Below are 17293 nucleotides of genomic sequence, written 5' to 3'. Positions count from 1 at the left end.
TGAAATCTTTTATTTGGCAAATCTGTCTAATATTTACTTTTTATTATCGCTGATAAACCAAAATAACCCTATGAAAAAGCATTTCAAATAAAAAAAAATGTAATTTATTATTTGTTTTAAATTTTAATTTCTAAATTTAAGACGTGAAAGAAACAGGGTTATATATAATTAATGACTCGCTTGGTTTATCAAAATTTTAATAAATAACATAAAGTTATGGCTAGTACAATATCCAAACTCCACAATATCAGTTCATTTGCAATTGATTCGGATTTTATACTCAATAGGTATTCAGTCAATCTTTTAGATTCATCCATGACTCTTACAAAAAGAGTCTTTGATGTTATTTCGGCAAGCTTGTTTCTATTACTAATAGCAAGTTGGTTGTTTCCCATCATTGCCATTATGATTAGGTTGGAATCCAAGGGGCCTATATTTTACAAGCAGCTTAGGCATGGGCAGAACAATATCCCCTTTTATTGTTTGAAATTCAGGAGTATGAAATATAACCCTGCCGGACATTTTAAGCAGGCATGCAAAGGGGATCCCAGAATTACAAAAGTTGGCAAGTTTCTTCGAAAAACCAGCTTGGACGAACTTCCTCAGTTAATAAATGTGGTGTTGGGAGAAATGACTATAGTGGGACCAAGACCTCATGCAGTGGTGATGAATAAGGAATTTTCTGAAAAAATTGAAAACTTCATGTACCGTCACATGGTGAAACCTGGGATTACAGGCCTTGCCCAAGCAAAAGGTTTTAGAGGAGAAATTAATGACAAGTTTGATATGAATGCCAGGTTGAGGTATGATTTGTTTTATATCAAAAACTGGAGTCTGGCTTTTGACTTTAAAATTATCTTTCTCACTATTTATTCAATATTATTTGAGAATGACAATGCTTATTGATTTTTTTAACGTGTGTAAGTTTAAAAAAAAGCCAAGTTTGCCACTTGGCTTTTTTATTTCCACAACCTAAACCCTCCTTCATATGCAAGCTGATTGTTGCCAAGTCTGCAACCAGCCGGAACCTCAGTTAGTAATTTGGATTTTCCCCCACCTAAAACAATGTCATCCGGTAAAAAGGCGGCTTTAAATCTTTCAACCACTGTAAAGACATGTTCTTGCCATTTTTCCTGGCCCCTCTGTTCGTAACCCCTGTAACCTACATAATCTTCAAATGTACCTTTGCGGTAGGATAAATGAGCCAATTCCATGGGTAAAACCTTACCATCATTGACTATAGCTGAGCCCAGCCCTGTACCAAGTCCTAAGAAAAGCAATACGCCATCTTGATAGGAGCCAAGTGCCTGCATGGCAGCATCATTAAGCAATTTGATAGGTCTGTCAAAAGCTTTTTGGAAATCAAAACCTATCCATCCATTTCCCAAATTCATAGGTTCTGTGATAATTTTTCCTTCTTTGATAATACCCGGAAAACCTATTGAAATAACATCATATTCCCAATCAGCAGTCATTTCTTTCACACCTTCTACCATCTTATCCGGTGTCATTTCTTGTCCCGAGGGGAATTTTCTCCTTTCTATAGGGCCTTCCAGTTTAGCTTTTATATTAGTACCTCCTATATCTATGGTCAAAATTTTCAAAATTTCCGGGTTTAAGTTTTAAATTAATTTAATCTTTAAATTTTAGGTTGACAAAGATAAACTTTTGTTCTTTCCCTGCTACAAAATTTACTGTATTCGGATAGTTTTAGGTTTCAAATACCATCATCTTTCATTTCAACAAACTTTCTTTCTCGAGGAGGGCCTACATCTTTTCCTCTTAAATGGGCTATTTTGTAAACAGTGGCCGTCCTGCCTGTTTCGGGGTTATAATGCTGGGCAGCTCCAATATGTGTGTACCTATGATTCATCATGTTTCGACAATGACCTGGACTGTTGAAAAATATATTCACTGTATTTTCAGGCTTTAACCTTCCTAAAATGACATTTTCGGCGGCTAAACCGAATTTATCGGTATGCCGAAGAATTCTGTCTCTGACCCTACTGCTGTCCGATCCTACATGACCACGCATGCCAGGGTGAAAGGTAAGATCTGCAGCATGGTCCAGGGCAGCCTTTGCCAAATCATTGTCCCATTCCAATTCTCCAGTCAATTCAAAGATTTCATTGCCACAGTTTCTCCCTGTAACTCTTTCTTGGTTGATCATTCCTACTACCTCTTTCAGGTATTCATGATTGCCTGTACTGAAGGGATTAACTGGTGCTTGCGACTGTCTTTCTTGCCTTTCACTTCGGTTTTGAGTAGGATTTACCAAGTCAGAAATAGGCTTACATGCCAAAAGAAAAATCAGTGCAAAAGAGAAAAAAGCAAATTTTCTCATCCCTTTTCTCCTCGTTCTGTTCTTATCATTCATCTTTTCCATTCATTAAACTAAAAAAAATATTGATTTAATAAAAAATTTAAACTTCTAAAAAACTGTCAATGAATGCTGATTTTTGAACAACTCATCTCAAAAAAGATAATAACATCAGAAAGAAGATGCCAACAAGTAATACAATGGCATCCCTAAGGTGATATTTACAGGAAATGTTATGGCAAGAGCCATAGGTAAAAATAATCCAGGATTGGCTTGTGGTACGGTCATTTTCATGGCAGCGGGAACGGCAATGTAAGATGCACTCGCTGATAAGATGGCCAGCATAAACCTATTGGAAACATCATCCGTCACTGCTGCACTCAGGATGGCTACTACGGAACCATTGATCAAAGGGATAAGTATGGCAAATACCATTGGAAACCAGCCATAGGAAAAGAAGGATCCTAACTTCCTGCCACTGACTATGCCCATGTCCAGAAGAAAAATAGCCAAAAATCCCTTGAAAATATCGTTGGTAAATGGCTTGATCCCTTCTGCCTGTGCATCAGAGGCCATAAAACCAATCACCAAGCTTCCCAATATCAACATTACACTTCCGTTGGTAAAGGAATGTTTGACTACGGTCCTTTTCTTAATCAATCCATTTTGTTGCCCAACTTTATCAAAAGTGGAAATCAAAAGCAATCCGACAACAATCGCAGGTGCTTCCATAAGGGCCATGATAGCTACCATATGTCCGTGAAGAACCATTTCCTGCATTTCCAAGTAAGTAACAGCAGTTACAAATGTTACAGCACTGATTGATCCGTATGCCGCGGCCACGGCACCGGCATCATATACACTCAGTTTTCTTTTGAGAATAAAGAAGGTATAAAATGGAATAGCTACTGCTATGGCCAGTCCGAACAGAATGGTCCAGGCTACCTCCATGGTGAATGTTTCATGGGCAAGCTCTTGACCTCCTTTGAAGCCAATAGAGAAAAGAAGGTATAGGGATATGAATTTGGATGAATTCTGAGGGATTTCAAGATCACTTTTACAGAAAACGGCTACCATGCCTAGGACAAAGAATAGAAGTGCCGGATTGGTAAGGTTTTCGATAAGCAGGTTCAAATTCATTTAAAAAAGGGAGCTTGGTTTCAACTTACAATATCGTGCCTTGTTATTCTTTTTCCAAAGGTTGAAGATGGATTACAGCTTCTATTGAAAATTTGCGATCCAGAACACTGTCTTGGTTGAAGTATGTCATAATTCTGGTTATTTCATTTTTGAGTTCTTCAATCCTTTCCACAGACACTACATTTGGGATCCCACTTTTGATTGTTGAGTCAAAGTTTTTTCTGATATGAAAGTTAAGGTTTTCATTTAACAACTGGGTAATTACCTCCTTGGCATCTTTCTGGCCAAATATTCCGTCTATTAGCTTAATCTTAAGTAGGGTTTCCATCAGGATTCAATTGTATGGTCGAAATTTTGGCACAAAGAAATAGTGAATAATTAATAAGTTATTATTTAATTTAATTATAGAAAACATTAAAATTATTTATGAATTATACCTTGCATCAGTTACAGGTTTTTCAAAAAGTTGTGGAGACTGGATCTATAACAAAAGCTGCCGAAGTTTTACACCTCACGCAGCCGGCTGTTTCTATACAATTAAGGAATTTTCAGGATCAATTTGATATTCCATTGACTGAAGTATTAGGGAGAAAGATCCATATTACTGACTTTGGAAAGGAGATTGCAACTTTGGCTGAAAACATCATAAGTCAGGTGCAGGCCATAGACAGTAGGACTATGGCATACAAAGGACAACTTTCCGGTAGGCTGAAAATTGCGGTAGTGTCTACAGGAAAGTATGTAATGCCATATTTCCTCGGAGAATTTATGAAAAAACATCCGGGTGTTGAATTGCAGATGGATGTGACCAATAAGAGCAAGGTGATAACATCCCTGGAGAAAAATGAAATTGATTTTGCCCTTTTATCTATTTTGCCCAATGGCATTAACTTAGACTATTTAGATATTTTGGATAATAACCTCTATCTGGTCGGGAATAGCGATGCGGGTGATCATAAAAACATCAGTCCTGATGAGATCTTTATGGAGATGCCATTGATTTTCAGGGAAAAGGGATCCGGTACCAGACAAATCATGGAGAAATTCATAGAAGGAAGTAAAATATCCATTCAGAAAAAGATGGAGCTCACCTCCAATGAAGCGGTCAAACAAGCTGTGTTGGCAGGCTTGGGCTTTTCAATTATGCCTTTGATCGGGATAAAGAATGAATTGGCCTCCAAACAGCTCAGGATAATTTCAGTGCCAGGACTTCCTATTACTACCAAATGGAGGTTGGTCTGGCTAAAAGGTAAAAAACACCTTCCTCTTCCAACTGCCTATCTCGAATACCTCCAAAAAGAAAAGGGATTAATTGCAGAAAGGTATTTTGGGGAAGTGAGGGGGTGAGGGGCTGACATTCGTCTGAAGAATAAGTTTTAATTTGTTCCATATAAAACGTCTATCCAATACCTCTTGAGAAACTGAAAACCACGGGATTTTCAATAATCACCTTCAACTTTAAAAAGCTGGACCTGTCACCAATAAATACTTAACCAATGATCTTATGATGGTTTGCTTTAAAATCGAGTAGGGGAGATCTTTAGTGGAATTCAGTTTGAATGCTACTTCCCGATGCAAAACTTACTAAAAATATTCGCCAATAAGTCATCAGTTGTAATCTCACCGGTGATTTCGCCAAGGTAATGCAATGACCTGCGTATATCCATGGCCAAAAAGTCATTGGTGATCTCTTGATCTATCCCGCCCAAGACATCCAATAAGGATTCCCTAGTTTTGACCAAAGAATCATAATGCCTGATATTGGTCACTATGGTATTGCCTGTTTTAAATTTATCAAGATTCACCAGTTCCAAGATACGACTCTTCAGATCGTCAAGGTTCTCCTTGTTTCCGGCTGATATAAAAATAGTATCCGGATGCTTGGATTTCAGTTCACCGACAAATTCCAAATCCGCTTTGTCAATCTTATTGGCAACCTTCAAAAATGGCACGCCAAGATTTTCCAGCTTGTTGATGTCCCGGCTGATTTCCACCATATCGGTATCACCTAGGTCAAAAAGGTAAAGGATCAGAGAAGCCGTCTTCATTTTTTCCTGGGTACGGCTGACGCCAATGGCTTCAATGGTATCGGTAGTCTCTCTAAGTCCAGCAGTATCAATAAATCTGAATATCACTCCACCAATATTGATTTCATCCTCAATAAAGTCCCGTGTAGTACCGGCGATATCGGAAACGATGGCCTTTTCTTCATTCAGCAATGCATTGAGTAAGGTAGACTTACCTGCATTGGGCTTACCAGCGATCACGGTGGGAACACCATTTTTTATTACATTGCCCAAGTCAAAACTTCCAATTAGCTGCTCAATTACCCTAAGGAGTTTTTCTACCAAGACTTTCAGATCATCTCTGCTGGCAAACTCCACATCTTCTTCCGTAAAGTCCAGCTCCAGCTCAATCATAGAAGCAAAGTGGATCAGCTCGTTCCGCAACTTTTGGATTTCCCCACTAAATCCACCTCTCATTTGACTTAGGGCAGCTTGATGGGAAGCCTCCGAATCAGCATGTATCAAATCTGCCACAGCTTCTGCCTGCGCCAGATCAAACTGACCGTTGAGAAATGCCCTTTGGGTAAATTCACCGGGCTTGGCAGGACGGGCACCTTGTCGTATCAGTAATTTAATTACTTGATTGACAATGTATGAAGAGCCATGGGTGGAAATTTCCACCGCATTTTCTTTTGTAAAGGATTTTGGAGCAATAAAAAGAGATACCAAAACCTCATCAATCACCTTTTCTCCATCACGGATCGTGCCGAAATGAATGGTATGGGATTCCTGTTTTTCCAGGTCTTTTCCCTTGAATATTTTATTGCAGATACGGATGGCATCTATACCGGACAACCTGATTACACCAATGGCACCCACCCCTTGAGGGGTAGCCAAGGCAACAATGGTGTCGTTTTTCTCATGAAGGGAAAAGGCCATCTTATTTTTTACCGAATTTATCCATCAGGCTACTCAATCCTTCTAGAAAAGGGTCAGGTTGACGGTAACCGGGCATTTGGGTGATGTTTTCCATGGCTGCATCCATGATCACAAAATTAGGGTAGGAACTTACCCTCATGGCTTTGGCCATAGTAGCTTCTGTGTACTCCTTTCCTCTGAATTCAAAAGTTTTCTTCGTATTCTCTGCATTCATTTTTACAGGATAAAAATTCTCATTGATATAAGCCACCACCTTAGGATCAGTGAAAGTTTCTTTATCCATTTTCTTGCACCAGCCACACCAATCTGTGTACACGTCTACCAAAATCATTTTTGGGTTATCCTGGGTCATATTGGCTGCCTGATCAAATGTCAGCCAGTTGATTTTATCCTGAGCAAAGGTGAATTGGTAATTGAGCGTCAGTACAGCGACCAGTAAAAAGAATTTTTTCATGGAAATCTTATTCTCGTTGTTCAGCAAATTTAACGACTGAAGCCGGAATACAGTTCAATTTTGCTCATGTTTTGATTTTCGGTCAGAACTTTACGCCAAGTCCGATCTGAGCGGTATGCAGTAGTCCATTATCCAAAAAGCTATTGGAAAGGTATCCCAGCTCGTATTCCATGGTGATAAAAGCGAAATAGGAAATGGCCAGCTCAATTCCTCCTGCCATGCCTCCATAAAAACCAAAGCCGTTTTCTTTTCTTACCGATGATGTGCCTGTCACATTTGACATGGAATACTGTAAGCCAAGGGCACCTTTGAGGTAAGCTTTGGAGTCTTCCTCGCTAAACATCAGTTTGGGGGTGTATGTAAATGGAATGTGGGTGATTTCCTGAACGAAATCATTGTTGTTCCGCACAAAATCAGCAGAAGTACTGGCATAAGACAAGGCAAATCCATGGGAAACCATAGATCGGTAGGGGTGCACTTCATACATGGCGTTGACCCGGTATCCTGTACCTCTTTCTTTGGACTGTTGGCCTTTGGCAAATGCATAACCACCTCCCAATGAAAATTTGGTTTCCTGCGCCATTCCGACAGTGCTCCAGGCCATGATTGCAAAAAATAGTAAAACTCTTCCCATACACTTTTAACCTTTTTTACTTTTGATGACAGATTGCTTTTAAATGTTTTGATCAAAAAACATCAATAAATTTTATATATACCCTCAATTGTACTACTAACCAATTTAAATAAGGACCTACATCAATCCGATACTAATAGAGATTGGATCCGCCTCGGCGGACAAGTTATTCATTGATACTGGCTAGAAATCATAGGTTTGTTTCATTATTTAGGTTCTCTTTGTAAGAAAGCGGAAAATCATGATAAATTAAATTCTTATAGTTGATGGTCTCTATTTATAAGTTTTCTTGAGATTTGCTTTGCAAACGGGAACAAAATAAGTCGAATAAAGGAGTTTAAAAATATTTGAAGCACTTTAATGAAGCGCCTGTGATACAAATAGTTTTAGGCTTTTGGAAAAGCATTTTTTTGGACATTAATCAATCGGAAAAACAGGCTAAAATCAGTTTTCTTTTCGGATAAAATGTACCTCTGCAATTTTATTATTCCTGATTTTATATATGGCAATCGCATAAAATGGAGCGTCTCCCTTTTTAAGGATTACTTCTTCATGGTCGATTACTGTATTGCCCATCACCATTCTATTGAGCAATTTGCAGTGAAGGTCGGGAGTGTTTTCAAACATATTTGCATATCGTGACCTCATGGCTTCCTTTCCTTGGTACTGAAACTCATCAGGAAAATTGAAGACTTTCACATCATCTGCGTAGGGAACCAGAAAAGCTTCAACATCGCGACTGTTGTAAGCATCGAGCTGTTTTTGTGCCAGTTGCTCGGCTATAGCTTCAATGTCATTTTGAGCCATAGTAAAGAAACTAATTGCAAGTAATATTGGGATAATTAATGCTGATTTATACACGTCTTCTGTCCTCCTGCCAGTGTTGAATTTCCTTTTTGATTTCTTTGGACCTCATGCCTCCTGCTATCGCTTTATCTATCAAAACGACCAATTCTGCATCTGAAGCAAACCTGAGGGCTACAATCTGAGAAAGCCTCAACTTCCTTTCTTTTGACGAAAATGACTCTCCGGTGAGTTCAAAGTACCTTTGCCTCATTTCGAGTCTGATGGTCCTGTCCTGATTTTTCAGGGCATAGATTCTTGCCAATATGGGCAAAATAACAAGAATAACAGCGCCTATCAACTGATAGATCTCTTCCGATGGGATGCTTCCGTCCCAAGCTTTTACCAATTTTACCAAAGACCAAATGAAATATACAATTGTCAATGGAGTCAAAATAAAATGGTGCAGAGGGTAGTACCTCGTGTGATTTTTAAAATTTTGCATTTGGGTGATTATTTCGCCGGAAAATTAATGGCTTCTTGCCAATCATCAAAAAGTAAATGATTAAAAGTCAATTTTGATGTTTATTGGTAGTATGAGACAGTTCATTACATTTCTATTCCTTTTAGGGGCAAGTTCAGGTTTAGCCCAAGAAATCGGGCATACTTCCATTCAAAAATGGCCTGAAAATAAAAAGGCAGCTATTTCCATAACTTATGATGACGGAACCTTAAACCAATTTCACAAAGCCCTGCCTATCATGGAGTCATTGGGAATGCGGGGGACATTCTATATCAATACAGGCGAAATACCTTCTTCAAAATATCGTGCAAAATTCATTGGAAGAGAGGTTCAGGAAATACTGGAGGAAGCTAGCCGAATACCCACAAACTCAGAAAATTTATTTGAAAGGGCATCTTTAATTAGGTTTTTGGATATGCCTGATGCAGTCTCATATCATGACCGTGCCGGAGCCGCATTTGAGCAGGGAAGATACGAACAAGCTTTCAGTTTGATCGATGAGGGCCTGGCATACGCCAATTCCCATAATATCATTGAAATGAAAGAACCGCAAATTATTGATGGTCCGATGATAGATTGGGATGAAATCCGTGACTATGCTCAAAGAGGCCATGAATTTGGAGTACACACGATTTCGCATCCGAGGTTGGCGGTTTTGGATCATGAAAATCTGCTATATGAACTGGAAAAATGTAAGGAAGAGATAGAATTCCAATTGGGAAAGGAATTTCTTTTTTCAGCCGAATGTCCTTTTGGTACTGAAGATGAAAGGGTGATGGGGTATGCGTTGGAAATGTTTCCCGCCACCCGCAACAGAATGCCGGAGCTTTTTTTACACGAAATCAACAGATCGGGAAGCTTTGACCCCAAATCAGATTATGGAAAGTCTTATATTCAATGGCAGCGTGGGCCCTTATCGAGGACTTCATCTGAGCTGATGAGATCTTGGGTGGACGACATCCTGACGAGGGATGACACATGGCTGGTTTTGGTTTTTCATGGAATAGAAGGAATAGGATGGGAAGCAATTCCCGAGAGCATCATCAAGGAGTATTTCAAATATATTGCTTCAAAGGAGGATGTCTGGGTGGGGACATTTGCAGAAGTTACTAAATATATGCGTCAGCGGATGAATACAGATGTTTCCTGGCAAAATCAAAATGATGGGATCCATTTTGAAATAGACAGCAAACTGGATCCTTTTTGGTATACCGTGCCATTGACATTGGAAACTGTTGTCCCAAAAAATTGGAAAAATGTCTCTTTGGTGATGGAAGGGAAAAAGCAAAGTCTTGAAATCAGGAATTCGGGGAAGCATAATCTGGTAGTTTACAACATTCCTGCAGGCACATCTAGCTTCAAATTGATCAAAGAGTAATTTTGGAATCCCTTTGCATATTCAATACCTTTGGTGTTTTAACCAATAAGCAAATATGGATTTCAAAAAACTTGACGAAGATTTATCACTGATTGTAGAAAAAAGAATAGCATTGAGCAAAATGTCTTATGCAGATGAAGCGTATGACGATATTGAAGAAGAACTTCATGATTTGGAGGATGATTTCAATGAAGACTATGGTGACGAACTGGAATCGGCTCTCGAAAAAATCTATGGTCAATTAAAGTCTGACAATGAGGTTTTATTGCCTTCTGCATATTTGGCAAATGAATACCATCCTATGATGCCGGATGCCTCAGGAAAAGTTACTTATGAAGTGAAAGGCAATGAAGGGGTACCTTTGGAGTCTGAGCAATTTGATAAAATGGATGTCAGACTGGTATTGGTTCCAAATCCGACAAGGTTTGTACTCAGGATCAACGGCAAGTCCATGAAAGACCTTTGGGTGGCCAGATAAAAATATTATCAAAAGGATTAGTGCTTTAAAAACTGCCCTTTCTTACTCTTTGAAGCCGAATTCAAGTCTCAACCCTTGAATTCGGCATTAGAATATAGCTTATCAGAACCCCAGTTTATTCCGTACTTTCGAAAGAATGTCTTTAGCAACTTCTCTAGCTTTAGCTTCTCCATCTTGAAGCCTTTGTTCTAATTCTTCGGAATGGTTCATAAAGTGATCAAAGAGTTTTCTCTCTTCCTCATATTTTTCAAGAATTAATCCCAAAAATTCTTTTTTGGCATGACCGTAGCCAAAGTTTCCTCCTATATATTTTCCTCTAAGATCTGCTGTTTGCTCTTTTGAAGCAATCAGGGAATAAAGTTTAAATACATTACATGTGTCAGGGTCTTTCGGCTCTTCAAGAGGAGTACTGTCAGTAATGATGGAGTTGATGTTCTTTTTGAGCGCTTTTTCAGGCAGGAATATATCGATAAAATTACCGTATGACTTGCTCATTTTTTGACCATCTGTACCAGGAATTACCATCACTTCTTCCGAAATCCTGGCCTCAGGAATGGTGAGAATTTCTTCACCCACTCTGTGATTGAAGGAACTGGCGATGTCACGGGTCATCTCCAGGTGCTGCAATTGGTCTTTTCCTACAGGGACGATATCCGCAGAATAAAGAAGGATGTCTGATGCCATCAGTACCGGATAGGTAAACAATCCTGCGTTTACATCAGAAAGCCTATCTGATTTGTCCTTGAAGCTGTGCGCATTGGCCAACATAGGAAAAGGTGTAAAGCAACTCAGGTACCAGGTCAGTTCGGTTACTTCGGGAATCATAGATTGCCTGTAAAACACGGTCTTTTCTATATCCAGGCCAAAGGCTAGCCAAGCTGCTGCTACCGCTTGGGTATTTTCCCTTCTCAGAGGCCCGTTTTTGATGGTGGTCAGGGAATGCATGTCAGCGATAAAAATAAAAGACTCATTGTTGTCTTTTTTAGTAAGCGCTATAGCAGGGGCTATCGCTCCTAGAATATTTCCGAGATGCGGTCTGCCTGAACTTTGAATGCCTGTAAGTACTCTTGCCATTTTTATCAATTTTGGCGCAAAATAAATAAATCAGGGTACAAATCGCTTGATTTTTCACGTTATTTGCCTGTATGAAAAAGAGAATCTTGTGCGCAGTAATCGCGGTTTTGATAAGCCTGAGTCCATTACACCTTGAGGCACAATCCATTGAGAGGAAACTATTGACTTGGGAACAGCGGAGTGTCAATATAGGTGCGGTTTTGGAAGAACGGGGAGAGGTAGAGGCGGAGTTTTTTGGTGTCAATTTGAATCAGGACAGCATTTGGATCACGGATGTTTTTGCAGAATGTGGCTGTACTACAGTAGGTTTTACAAAGGACACGTTATCGCAGGATAAAATAGCTTCTCTAAAAGTAAAGTTTAATCCGGACCATAGAGGAGGGGATTTTGCAAAGCAAATTATTGTAAGAACCAATATGGATATATATGGTGATACATTAGTATTGGAAGGTACCAATATTCCGGTTCTGGATAATCTGGAAAAATCATACCCCTATAGAAAAGGGAATCTTGGATTTAGGCTTCCTGCAGTCAATATGGGAAATGTTTTTACAAATGAACCCAAATTGAAACATGTAGAATTGCACAATTTTGGTAAAGATACTTTGGGTTTGATGGAGGAACATTCAGGAATCCCAGAATACATAGCGGTAAGTATGGAGCCTGCGACCTTGTCACCGGGTCAGCGTGGGCTGCTTTTGATAAATTATGATGGGGAAATGAAGAATGATTTGGGGTATTTTGAGGAAAATATTACCCTTTCATTCACTGATGAAAGTCAAATTGATCTAAAAGTGATGAGTGTGGTGCATGAATATTTTCAACCTGTACCCAAGAGTTTGGAAAAGGTAGTTCCAAAGCTAGGCTTATCAGAAATCGATATCGATTTAAAGGAAGTTTCTACCGGAAAGAAAGTGTCCCGTAATGTAATTATTTCCAATATGGGCGAAGAAACCCTTAAGATCAGAAAAGTGTCAACCAACTGTGAATGTGTGGATATAAAGTTGGTTAGTAATGAATTAGATGCTGGACAAAGAACAGAATTGAGTTTTACATTTGACCCTAAAGGAAGGAGAGGAATAGACCATAAGCATATAACCGTTTTCAGCAATGATCCCATAAATCCAGTAAGAACCATTGTGATAAAAAGTAGCATAAAGTAGAACTGACAGGTCGTCAGGGCCGTTATAGTGGTATGGTTGTTGCTTTTATTGTTTAATATTAAGTGCAATCATGCTTAATAACACCAAATTTTATTTCTAACTAAAATACAATCTTTATGAGTTCTACAAAATTTCTTTTAGGCGCATTGGTAGGTGCTGCGGTAGGTGTACAAATAGGTATATTGGTGGCTCCGGACAAAGGAGAAAATACAAGAAAGAAGTTGGGTAAAAAAGGAAATGAATACATAGATGATCTTTCCGGAAAGTTGAACAGCTTCTTTGATGGCTTGTCCAAAAAAGTATCGGATGTAAGTGATGAAGTTGATAAGTTGGCTAAAAAAGCCAAATCTGAGACGGAAAAACTCACCAAGTAATCCAATTAAAAACAACAAAAAGAGGAGGCGAAAGCCTCCTTTTTTGTTATATAGTTTTATGAAGTTTTAATTATGAATTTTTTTTCTATGATTTTGAATTTGAATAAAACCATGATTTATTAATTTTTTTACTTCTAATAAAAATACACGAAACGCTTCAAAATGTATTTGAAATACAAAAAACAGTATAAAAAATACATATAAATGTTTTTTTTAATATTTTTTATTTCTCATATTCGTCAGTGTCAAGCCTGTAAGAGATAGGGAGTTAAGTAGGGTAATCAGGTTTTTTAGGATTCGGATTTTCACACTAGTTATAAACTTTTAATTGCCCTTTTATGAAAGCAAAGCTTCTACTCATTTTCATGTTTGTAGGCGTCTTGGTTTTTGCTGCTTTTGATAGCAGTGAACCAGGATGGATTGGTCCTCAGTATCCTGAGGGGGAAGAGCCTACTGTAAGTACGGATCAGGAAGATTATTATCCTGGTGACATAGCTATTTTCACTGGTATTGGCTGGACCTTAGATACTAAGGTATCTATCGTTTTAGAGGAGACACCTTATCAAGGTCATGATGAATATTTTGAAGTGGCCGTTAATCCGGATGGAACTTGGAGCATGGAATTTCCAATTGACGAAAGGCATTTGGGAGTCGAGTTTCATATGTTTGTGACAGGATATAATTCAGGTTATGTCGCAGAGACAATTTTTACAGATTCACCAAGAGTAGGCTCAGTAGTAGTTGGGCAGCAGGTGGGAGAAATGTGCGAAGGTGAAAATGAAAGTGTAACCTACTCTATTTCGGTAAATAGAGGTACAGGTGGTGGATCTTCGGGTAATTTTAATGCAACCTTGTGTATTAATTCAGCTCTGCCTACGGGGGTTTCGGCAGTTTTTGGTTCTACTACTTTAAATTTTCCGCCATCGACGAATACTCAATCCACTACTTTGACATTAACTGGCTCTACTTCAGCGTTAGCAGGAGTTTCTAATTTCAACATTCGTGCTTATACAGGGCAAGGAGCTACTTGCTCAAGTACTGTAGGAGATTGGGCAGAAGGTAGTGGAGAACTAATAATAGATCAAAAACTTACTCCAAGCGTCAGTATTTCATCAGATTTAGGAAATTCGATTTGTGAAGGAGAGTCAGTTACGTTTACAGCTATTCCAATTAATGGCGGAACCACTCCCATTTATCAATGGAAAATCAACGGAAATAATGTAGGCACCAACAACTCTGTTTTTTCTACCGCTTTCCTGGTGGATGGTGATGAAGTTACCGTTGAAATGACTTCCAGTGAAACCTGCGTCACTACTGCAACGGTGACAAGCAATACCATTTCAATGACTATTAACGAGGCCCCTGAGATTGCGGCACTCAGTGACTTGAATGTAAATACAGATATGGGTGTTTGCAGTGCTGAAGTACAATATACGGTATCGGCTACAGGTTCACCTGCTCCTGCTTTGACCTACCTATTCTCTGGGGCCACTATCGGAAGCGGAAATGGAACGGGTAGTGGAGAAACATTTAATTTAGGGGTTACTACTGTTGAGGTTACCGCTACAAATAGTTGGGGAAGTGATACCGAAATTTTCACAATTACAGTTAAAGATGAAGAGGCCCCCGTGGCCCTGACCCAGGACATCACGGTTCAGCTTGACGCTACGGGAAATGCCAGCATCACTCCGGCAATGGTAGACAACGGTTCCACAGACAACTGCGGAGTTGCGACCCTTGCACTTGACATCACCGACTTCGACTGTTCCAATGTGGGAGACAATGACGTTGTTCTGACCGTAACGGACGTGAACGGAAATAGCAGTACTGCCAATGCGGTAGTGACTGTTGTAGACGATATCAATCCTACAGCGGTAGCCCAGAACGTGACGATCTATCTGGATGGGGACGGTAATGCCTCAGTAACTGCTTCGCAGGTAGACAACGGTTCCACAGACAACTGCGGAGTTGCGACCCTTGCACTTGACATCACCGACTTCGACTGTTCCAATGTGGGAGACAATGACGTTGTTCTGACCGTAACGGACGTGAACGGAAATAGCAGTACTGCCAATGCGGTAGTGACTGTTGTAGACGATATCAATCCTACAGCGGTAGCCCAGAACGTGACGATCTATCTGGATGGGGACGGTAATGCCTCAGTAACTGCTTCGCAGGTAGACAACGGTTCCACAGACAACTGCGGAGTTGCGACCCTTGCACTTGACATCACCGACTTCGACTGTTCCAATGTGGGAGACAATGACGTTGTTCTGACCGTAACGGACGTGAACGGAAATAGCAGTACTGCCAATGCGGTAGTGACTGTTGTAGACGATATCAATCCTACGGTTATTACAAAGCCATTTGCGCTACAGCTGGATAGTTCAGGAAATGGTATTTTAACACCTGACGATGTTGACAATGACAGTTTTGATAATTGCGCAATCGTAAATAGACAATTATCCAAAACCTCATTCAATTGTGCTGACCAAGGTGAAAACACAGTAACCTTAACCGTAACTGATGCAGCGGGTAACAGCAATTCTGCTCAGGCTATTGTGACAGTTCTTGCACCTATTACACCAATAGAGGTAACGATTGCATCTACTGTGATTAAAAATTCCAATGGAAATGTGGTAATCTTTGATAACGCCGCCAGTTCATTGGGCTTACCTTCAAGTACAACACTGTCCGCTGCAGGTATTCCAAATTCTTACACTGGCTTGACTTATCAATGGTTTGTTGCTGACATAAGACTGGATGATATTAGCTCTAGTAATCCTGGGAATTTTGTGCCAGTAGGTGCTAATAGCAGTACACTTGTAGTCAGTGCTTCTGGGGATTTTGTTCGAACCTACAAATTAGTTGTCAATAGTGACGCTGGCTGTGTAGCTGAAGACATGATTTCGGTGATTTCTGTTGAAGCTTCTTGTAACGCAGGAAATAGTAAAGTCAAGAAGGTTCAGGTATGCCATGTACCTCCAGGAAATCCAAATAACAGGAAAACTATCTGTGTCAACGAAAACGCAGTAGACGCGCTCCTTACCAACAGTCCAGGGTCATTTATCGGAAGCTGTAATGTGGATTACAGACTCGAAATGGAAATGGAAGAACTGGTGCAGGAAATGAACTCCAAGCTGATCGAAGTGAAATGGAATGAGGCTCCGGCCAATGTATCCAAAGCACTTCAGCAAATCAGCCATGAAGTATTTGCCAAGCATAGACCTGTAATTACATGGTCAATGGATGGATTTGATCCAGTGCAGCCAGGCATTTATCAAGTGAGCGGTCAATTCGAAGATGAAAGATTCCAGTTCCTGAAATCTGCTCTGAATGTTAATGTGATGGTAATGGATAAACCACTGGCACAGGATATTTTGCTCAGCAACAATATCCTACAGACCGATATCCAAAGAGGTACTGTGGTCGCTGAACTCAGCACGCTTGACCCTAGTGATAGGATCCATACTTATCAATTGTCTGGAAATCCGGATTTCGAGCTCAGAGACAACTTGTTGATCTGGGTAGGAGAGGGGATGCCTGAACTAAAAATGACCATTACGGTCAGCAGCACAGACAGATTGGATCAGACCATTAAGAGAGAGTTCCATCTGCACAGGGAAATTCAGCCTAATAGCATGGTGATTTATCCTAACCCGGCAACTAAGTTCAGTAACATCCTAGTCAATATGAACGAGCCTGGTAAGGTCAACCTTGTCATCTACGATGCGGCAGGAAGGATCATTCACTCTGAGGATGCCTATGAAGAATCCATCTTTGAAAGAAGGGTTGAGCTGGAAGATATCAGTTCTGGATTGTATCATGTGATTGTCAAAGTCGGCAATCAGGTGATATCCGGTAGGCTGGTGAAAGATTAATTATAAAACATCAAAAAACAGAAGGCCAATTTCGGCCTTCTGTTTTTTGATGTTACTTTTTATAGGTAACAAGATTAAGTGAAAAAGGATCTAATTACAGAAGCGTTTTAAAAAGAAAAAATTGTATATTAAAAACAAAAAAATAC

At 39.7% G+C, this 17293-nt stretch carries 17 protein-coding genes; 7 read left to right on the top strand and 10 right to left on the bottom strand.

Features of this window, described 5'->3' with window-relative positions:
- Nucleotides 1-216 precede the first annotated feature (216 nt).
- Nucleotides 217-906 carry a sugar transferase gene (locus tag EGN73_RS10815; protein WP_219289365.1) on the top strand — a complete coding sequence of 230 codons (690 nt, stop codon included), beginning with the start codon at nucleotides 217-219 and terminating at the stop codon, nucleotides 904-906.
- Between the two features lie 53 nt (nucleotides 907-959).
- On the opposite strand, the gene EGN73_RS10810 is transcribed toward EGN73_RS10815, so the two are convergent.
- The 4 genes from EGN73_RS10810 to EGN73_RS10795 form a co-directional block, all read right to left on the bottom strand.
- Nucleotides 960-1604, bottom strand: coding sequence for an ROK family protein (locus EGN73_RS10810; protein WP_219289363.1), 645 nt, complete (start codon nucleotides 1602-1604; stop codon nucleotides 960-962).
- Between the two features lie 113 nt (nucleotides 1605-1717).
- The gene (locus tag EGN73_RS10805; RefSeq protein WP_219289361.1) at nucleotides 1718-2386 is read right to left on the bottom strand and encodes a CAP domain-containing protein; all 669 of its coding nucleotides are present in this window, start codon (nucleotides 2384-2386) and stop codon (nucleotides 1718-1720) included.
- Nucleotides 2387-2491: 105 nt separating this feature from the next.
- Complete coding sequence (locus EGN73_RS10800; protein WP_219289358.1) at nucleotides 2492-3460, bottom strand: sodium-dependent bicarbonate transport family permease; 969 nt, start codon at nucleotides 3458-3460, stop codon at nucleotides 2492-2494.
- A gap of 43 nt (nucleotides 3461-3503) precedes the next feature.
- Complete coding sequence (locus tag EGN73_RS10795) at nucleotides 3504-3788, bottom strand: hypothetical protein (RefSeq protein ID WP_219289355.1); 285 nt, start codon at nucleotides 3786-3788, stop codon at nucleotides 3504-3506.
- Nucleotides 3789-3886: 98 nt separating this feature from the next.
- Between EGN73_RS10795 and EGN73_RS10790 the strand changes: the two genes are divergently transcribed.
- Nucleotides 3887-4807, top strand: coding sequence for a LysR family transcriptional regulator (locus EGN73_RS10790; protein WP_219289351.1), 921 nt, complete (start codon nucleotides 3887-3889; stop codon nucleotides 4805-4807).
- A gap of 215 nt (nucleotides 4808-5022) precedes the next feature.
- Here EGN73_RS10790 and mnmE read toward each other — a convergent pair whose 3' ends face one another.
- From mnmE to EGN73_RS10765, 5 genes are all read right to left on the bottom strand, one after another.
- Entirely contained in the window at nucleotides 5023-6405 is a 1383-nt protein-coding gene (gene mnmE, locus EGN73_RS10785) for a tRNA uridine-5-carboxymethylaminomethyl(34) synthesis GTPase MnmE (protein ID WP_219289347.1), read from the bottom strand.
- Between the two features lies 1 nt (nucleotide 6406).
- Complete coding sequence (locus EGN73_RS10780; RefSeq protein ID WP_219289345.1) at nucleotides 6407-6859, bottom strand: thioredoxin family protein; 453 nt, start codon at nucleotides 6857-6859, stop codon at nucleotides 6407-6409.
- Nucleotides 6860-6941: 82 nt separating this feature from the next.
- Nucleotides 6942-7493: a porin family protein gene (locus EGN73_RS10775; RefSeq protein WP_219289341.1), complete on the bottom strand. Its 552-nt coding sequence runs from the start codon at nucleotides 7491-7493 to the stop codon at nucleotides 6942-6944.
- Nucleotides 7494-7937: 444 nt separating this feature from the next.
- Nucleotides 7938-8300 (bottom strand): nuclear transport factor 2 family protein, encoded by a 363-nt coding sequence (locus EGN73_RS10770; RefSeq protein ID WP_219289338.1) that lies wholly within the window; start codon nucleotides 8298-8300, stop codon nucleotides 7938-7940.
- Nucleotides 8301-8346: 46 nt separating this feature from the next.
- The gene (locus EGN73_RS10765) at nucleotides 8347-8781 is read right to left on the bottom strand and encodes a DUF6526 family protein (RefSeq protein ID WP_219289337.1); all 435 of its coding nucleotides are present in this window, start codon (nucleotides 8779-8781) and stop codon (nucleotides 8347-8349) included.
- A 76-nt stretch (nucleotides 8782-8857) separates the two neighbouring features.
- On the opposite strand from EGN73_RS10765, the gene EGN73_RS10760 reads away from it, so the two are divergent.
- Complete coding sequence (locus tag EGN73_RS10760) at nucleotides 8858-10177, top strand: polysaccharide deacetylase family protein (protein ID WP_219289335.1); 1320 nt, start codon at nucleotides 8858-8860, stop codon at nucleotides 10175-10177.
- Between the two features lie 55 nt (nucleotides 10178-10232).
- Nucleotides 10233-10655 (top strand): hypothetical protein, encoded by a 423-nt coding sequence (locus EGN73_RS10755; RefSeq protein WP_219289333.1) that lies wholly within the window; start codon nucleotides 10233-10235, stop codon nucleotides 10653-10655.
- A gap of 102 nt (nucleotides 10656-10757) precedes the next feature.
- Here EGN73_RS10755 and trpS read toward each other — a convergent pair whose 3' ends face one another.
- A complete protein-coding gene (gene trpS, locus EGN73_RS10750) occupies nucleotides 10758-11729 on the bottom strand; it encodes a tryptophan--tRNA ligase (RefSeq protein WP_219289331.1) in 972 nt (323 codons plus the stop codon).
- Between the two features lie 71 nt (nucleotides 11730-11800).
- Between trpS and EGN73_RS10745 the strand changes: the two genes are divergently transcribed.
- From EGN73_RS10745 to EGN73_RS10735, 3 genes are all read left to right on the top strand, one after another.
- Nucleotides 11801-12892, top strand: coding sequence for a DUF1573 domain-containing protein (locus EGN73_RS10745; RefSeq protein WP_219289328.1), 1092 nt, complete (start codon nucleotides 11801-11803; stop codon nucleotides 12890-12892).
- Nucleotides 12893-13008: 116 nt separating this feature from the next.
- Nucleotides 13009-13266 (top strand): YtxH domain-containing protein, encoded by a 258-nt coding sequence (locus EGN73_RS10740; RefSeq protein ID WP_219289326.1) that lies wholly within the window; start codon nucleotides 13009-13011, stop codon nucleotides 13264-13266.
- Nucleotides 13267-13604: 338 nt separating this feature from the next.
- Nucleotides 13605-17147 carry a T9SS type A sorting domain-containing protein gene (locus EGN73_RS10735; RefSeq protein WP_219289324.1) on the top strand — a complete coding sequence of 1181 codons (3543 nt, stop codon included), beginning with the start codon at nucleotides 13605-13607 and terminating at the stop codon, nucleotides 17145-17147.
- The last annotated feature ends 146 nt before the right edge of the window (nucleotides 17148-17293 follow it).

Origin of the sequence: Arthrospiribacter ruber, assembly GCF_019343195.1 — a bacterium.
GTDB classification, from domain to species: Bacteria; Bacteroidota; Bacteroidia; order Cytophagales; family Cyclobacteriaceae; genus Arthrospiribacter; species Arthrospiribacter ruber.
Note: the sequence above shows the minus strand (reverse complement) of the source record. Positions and strands in the feature narration are given on the sequence as shown.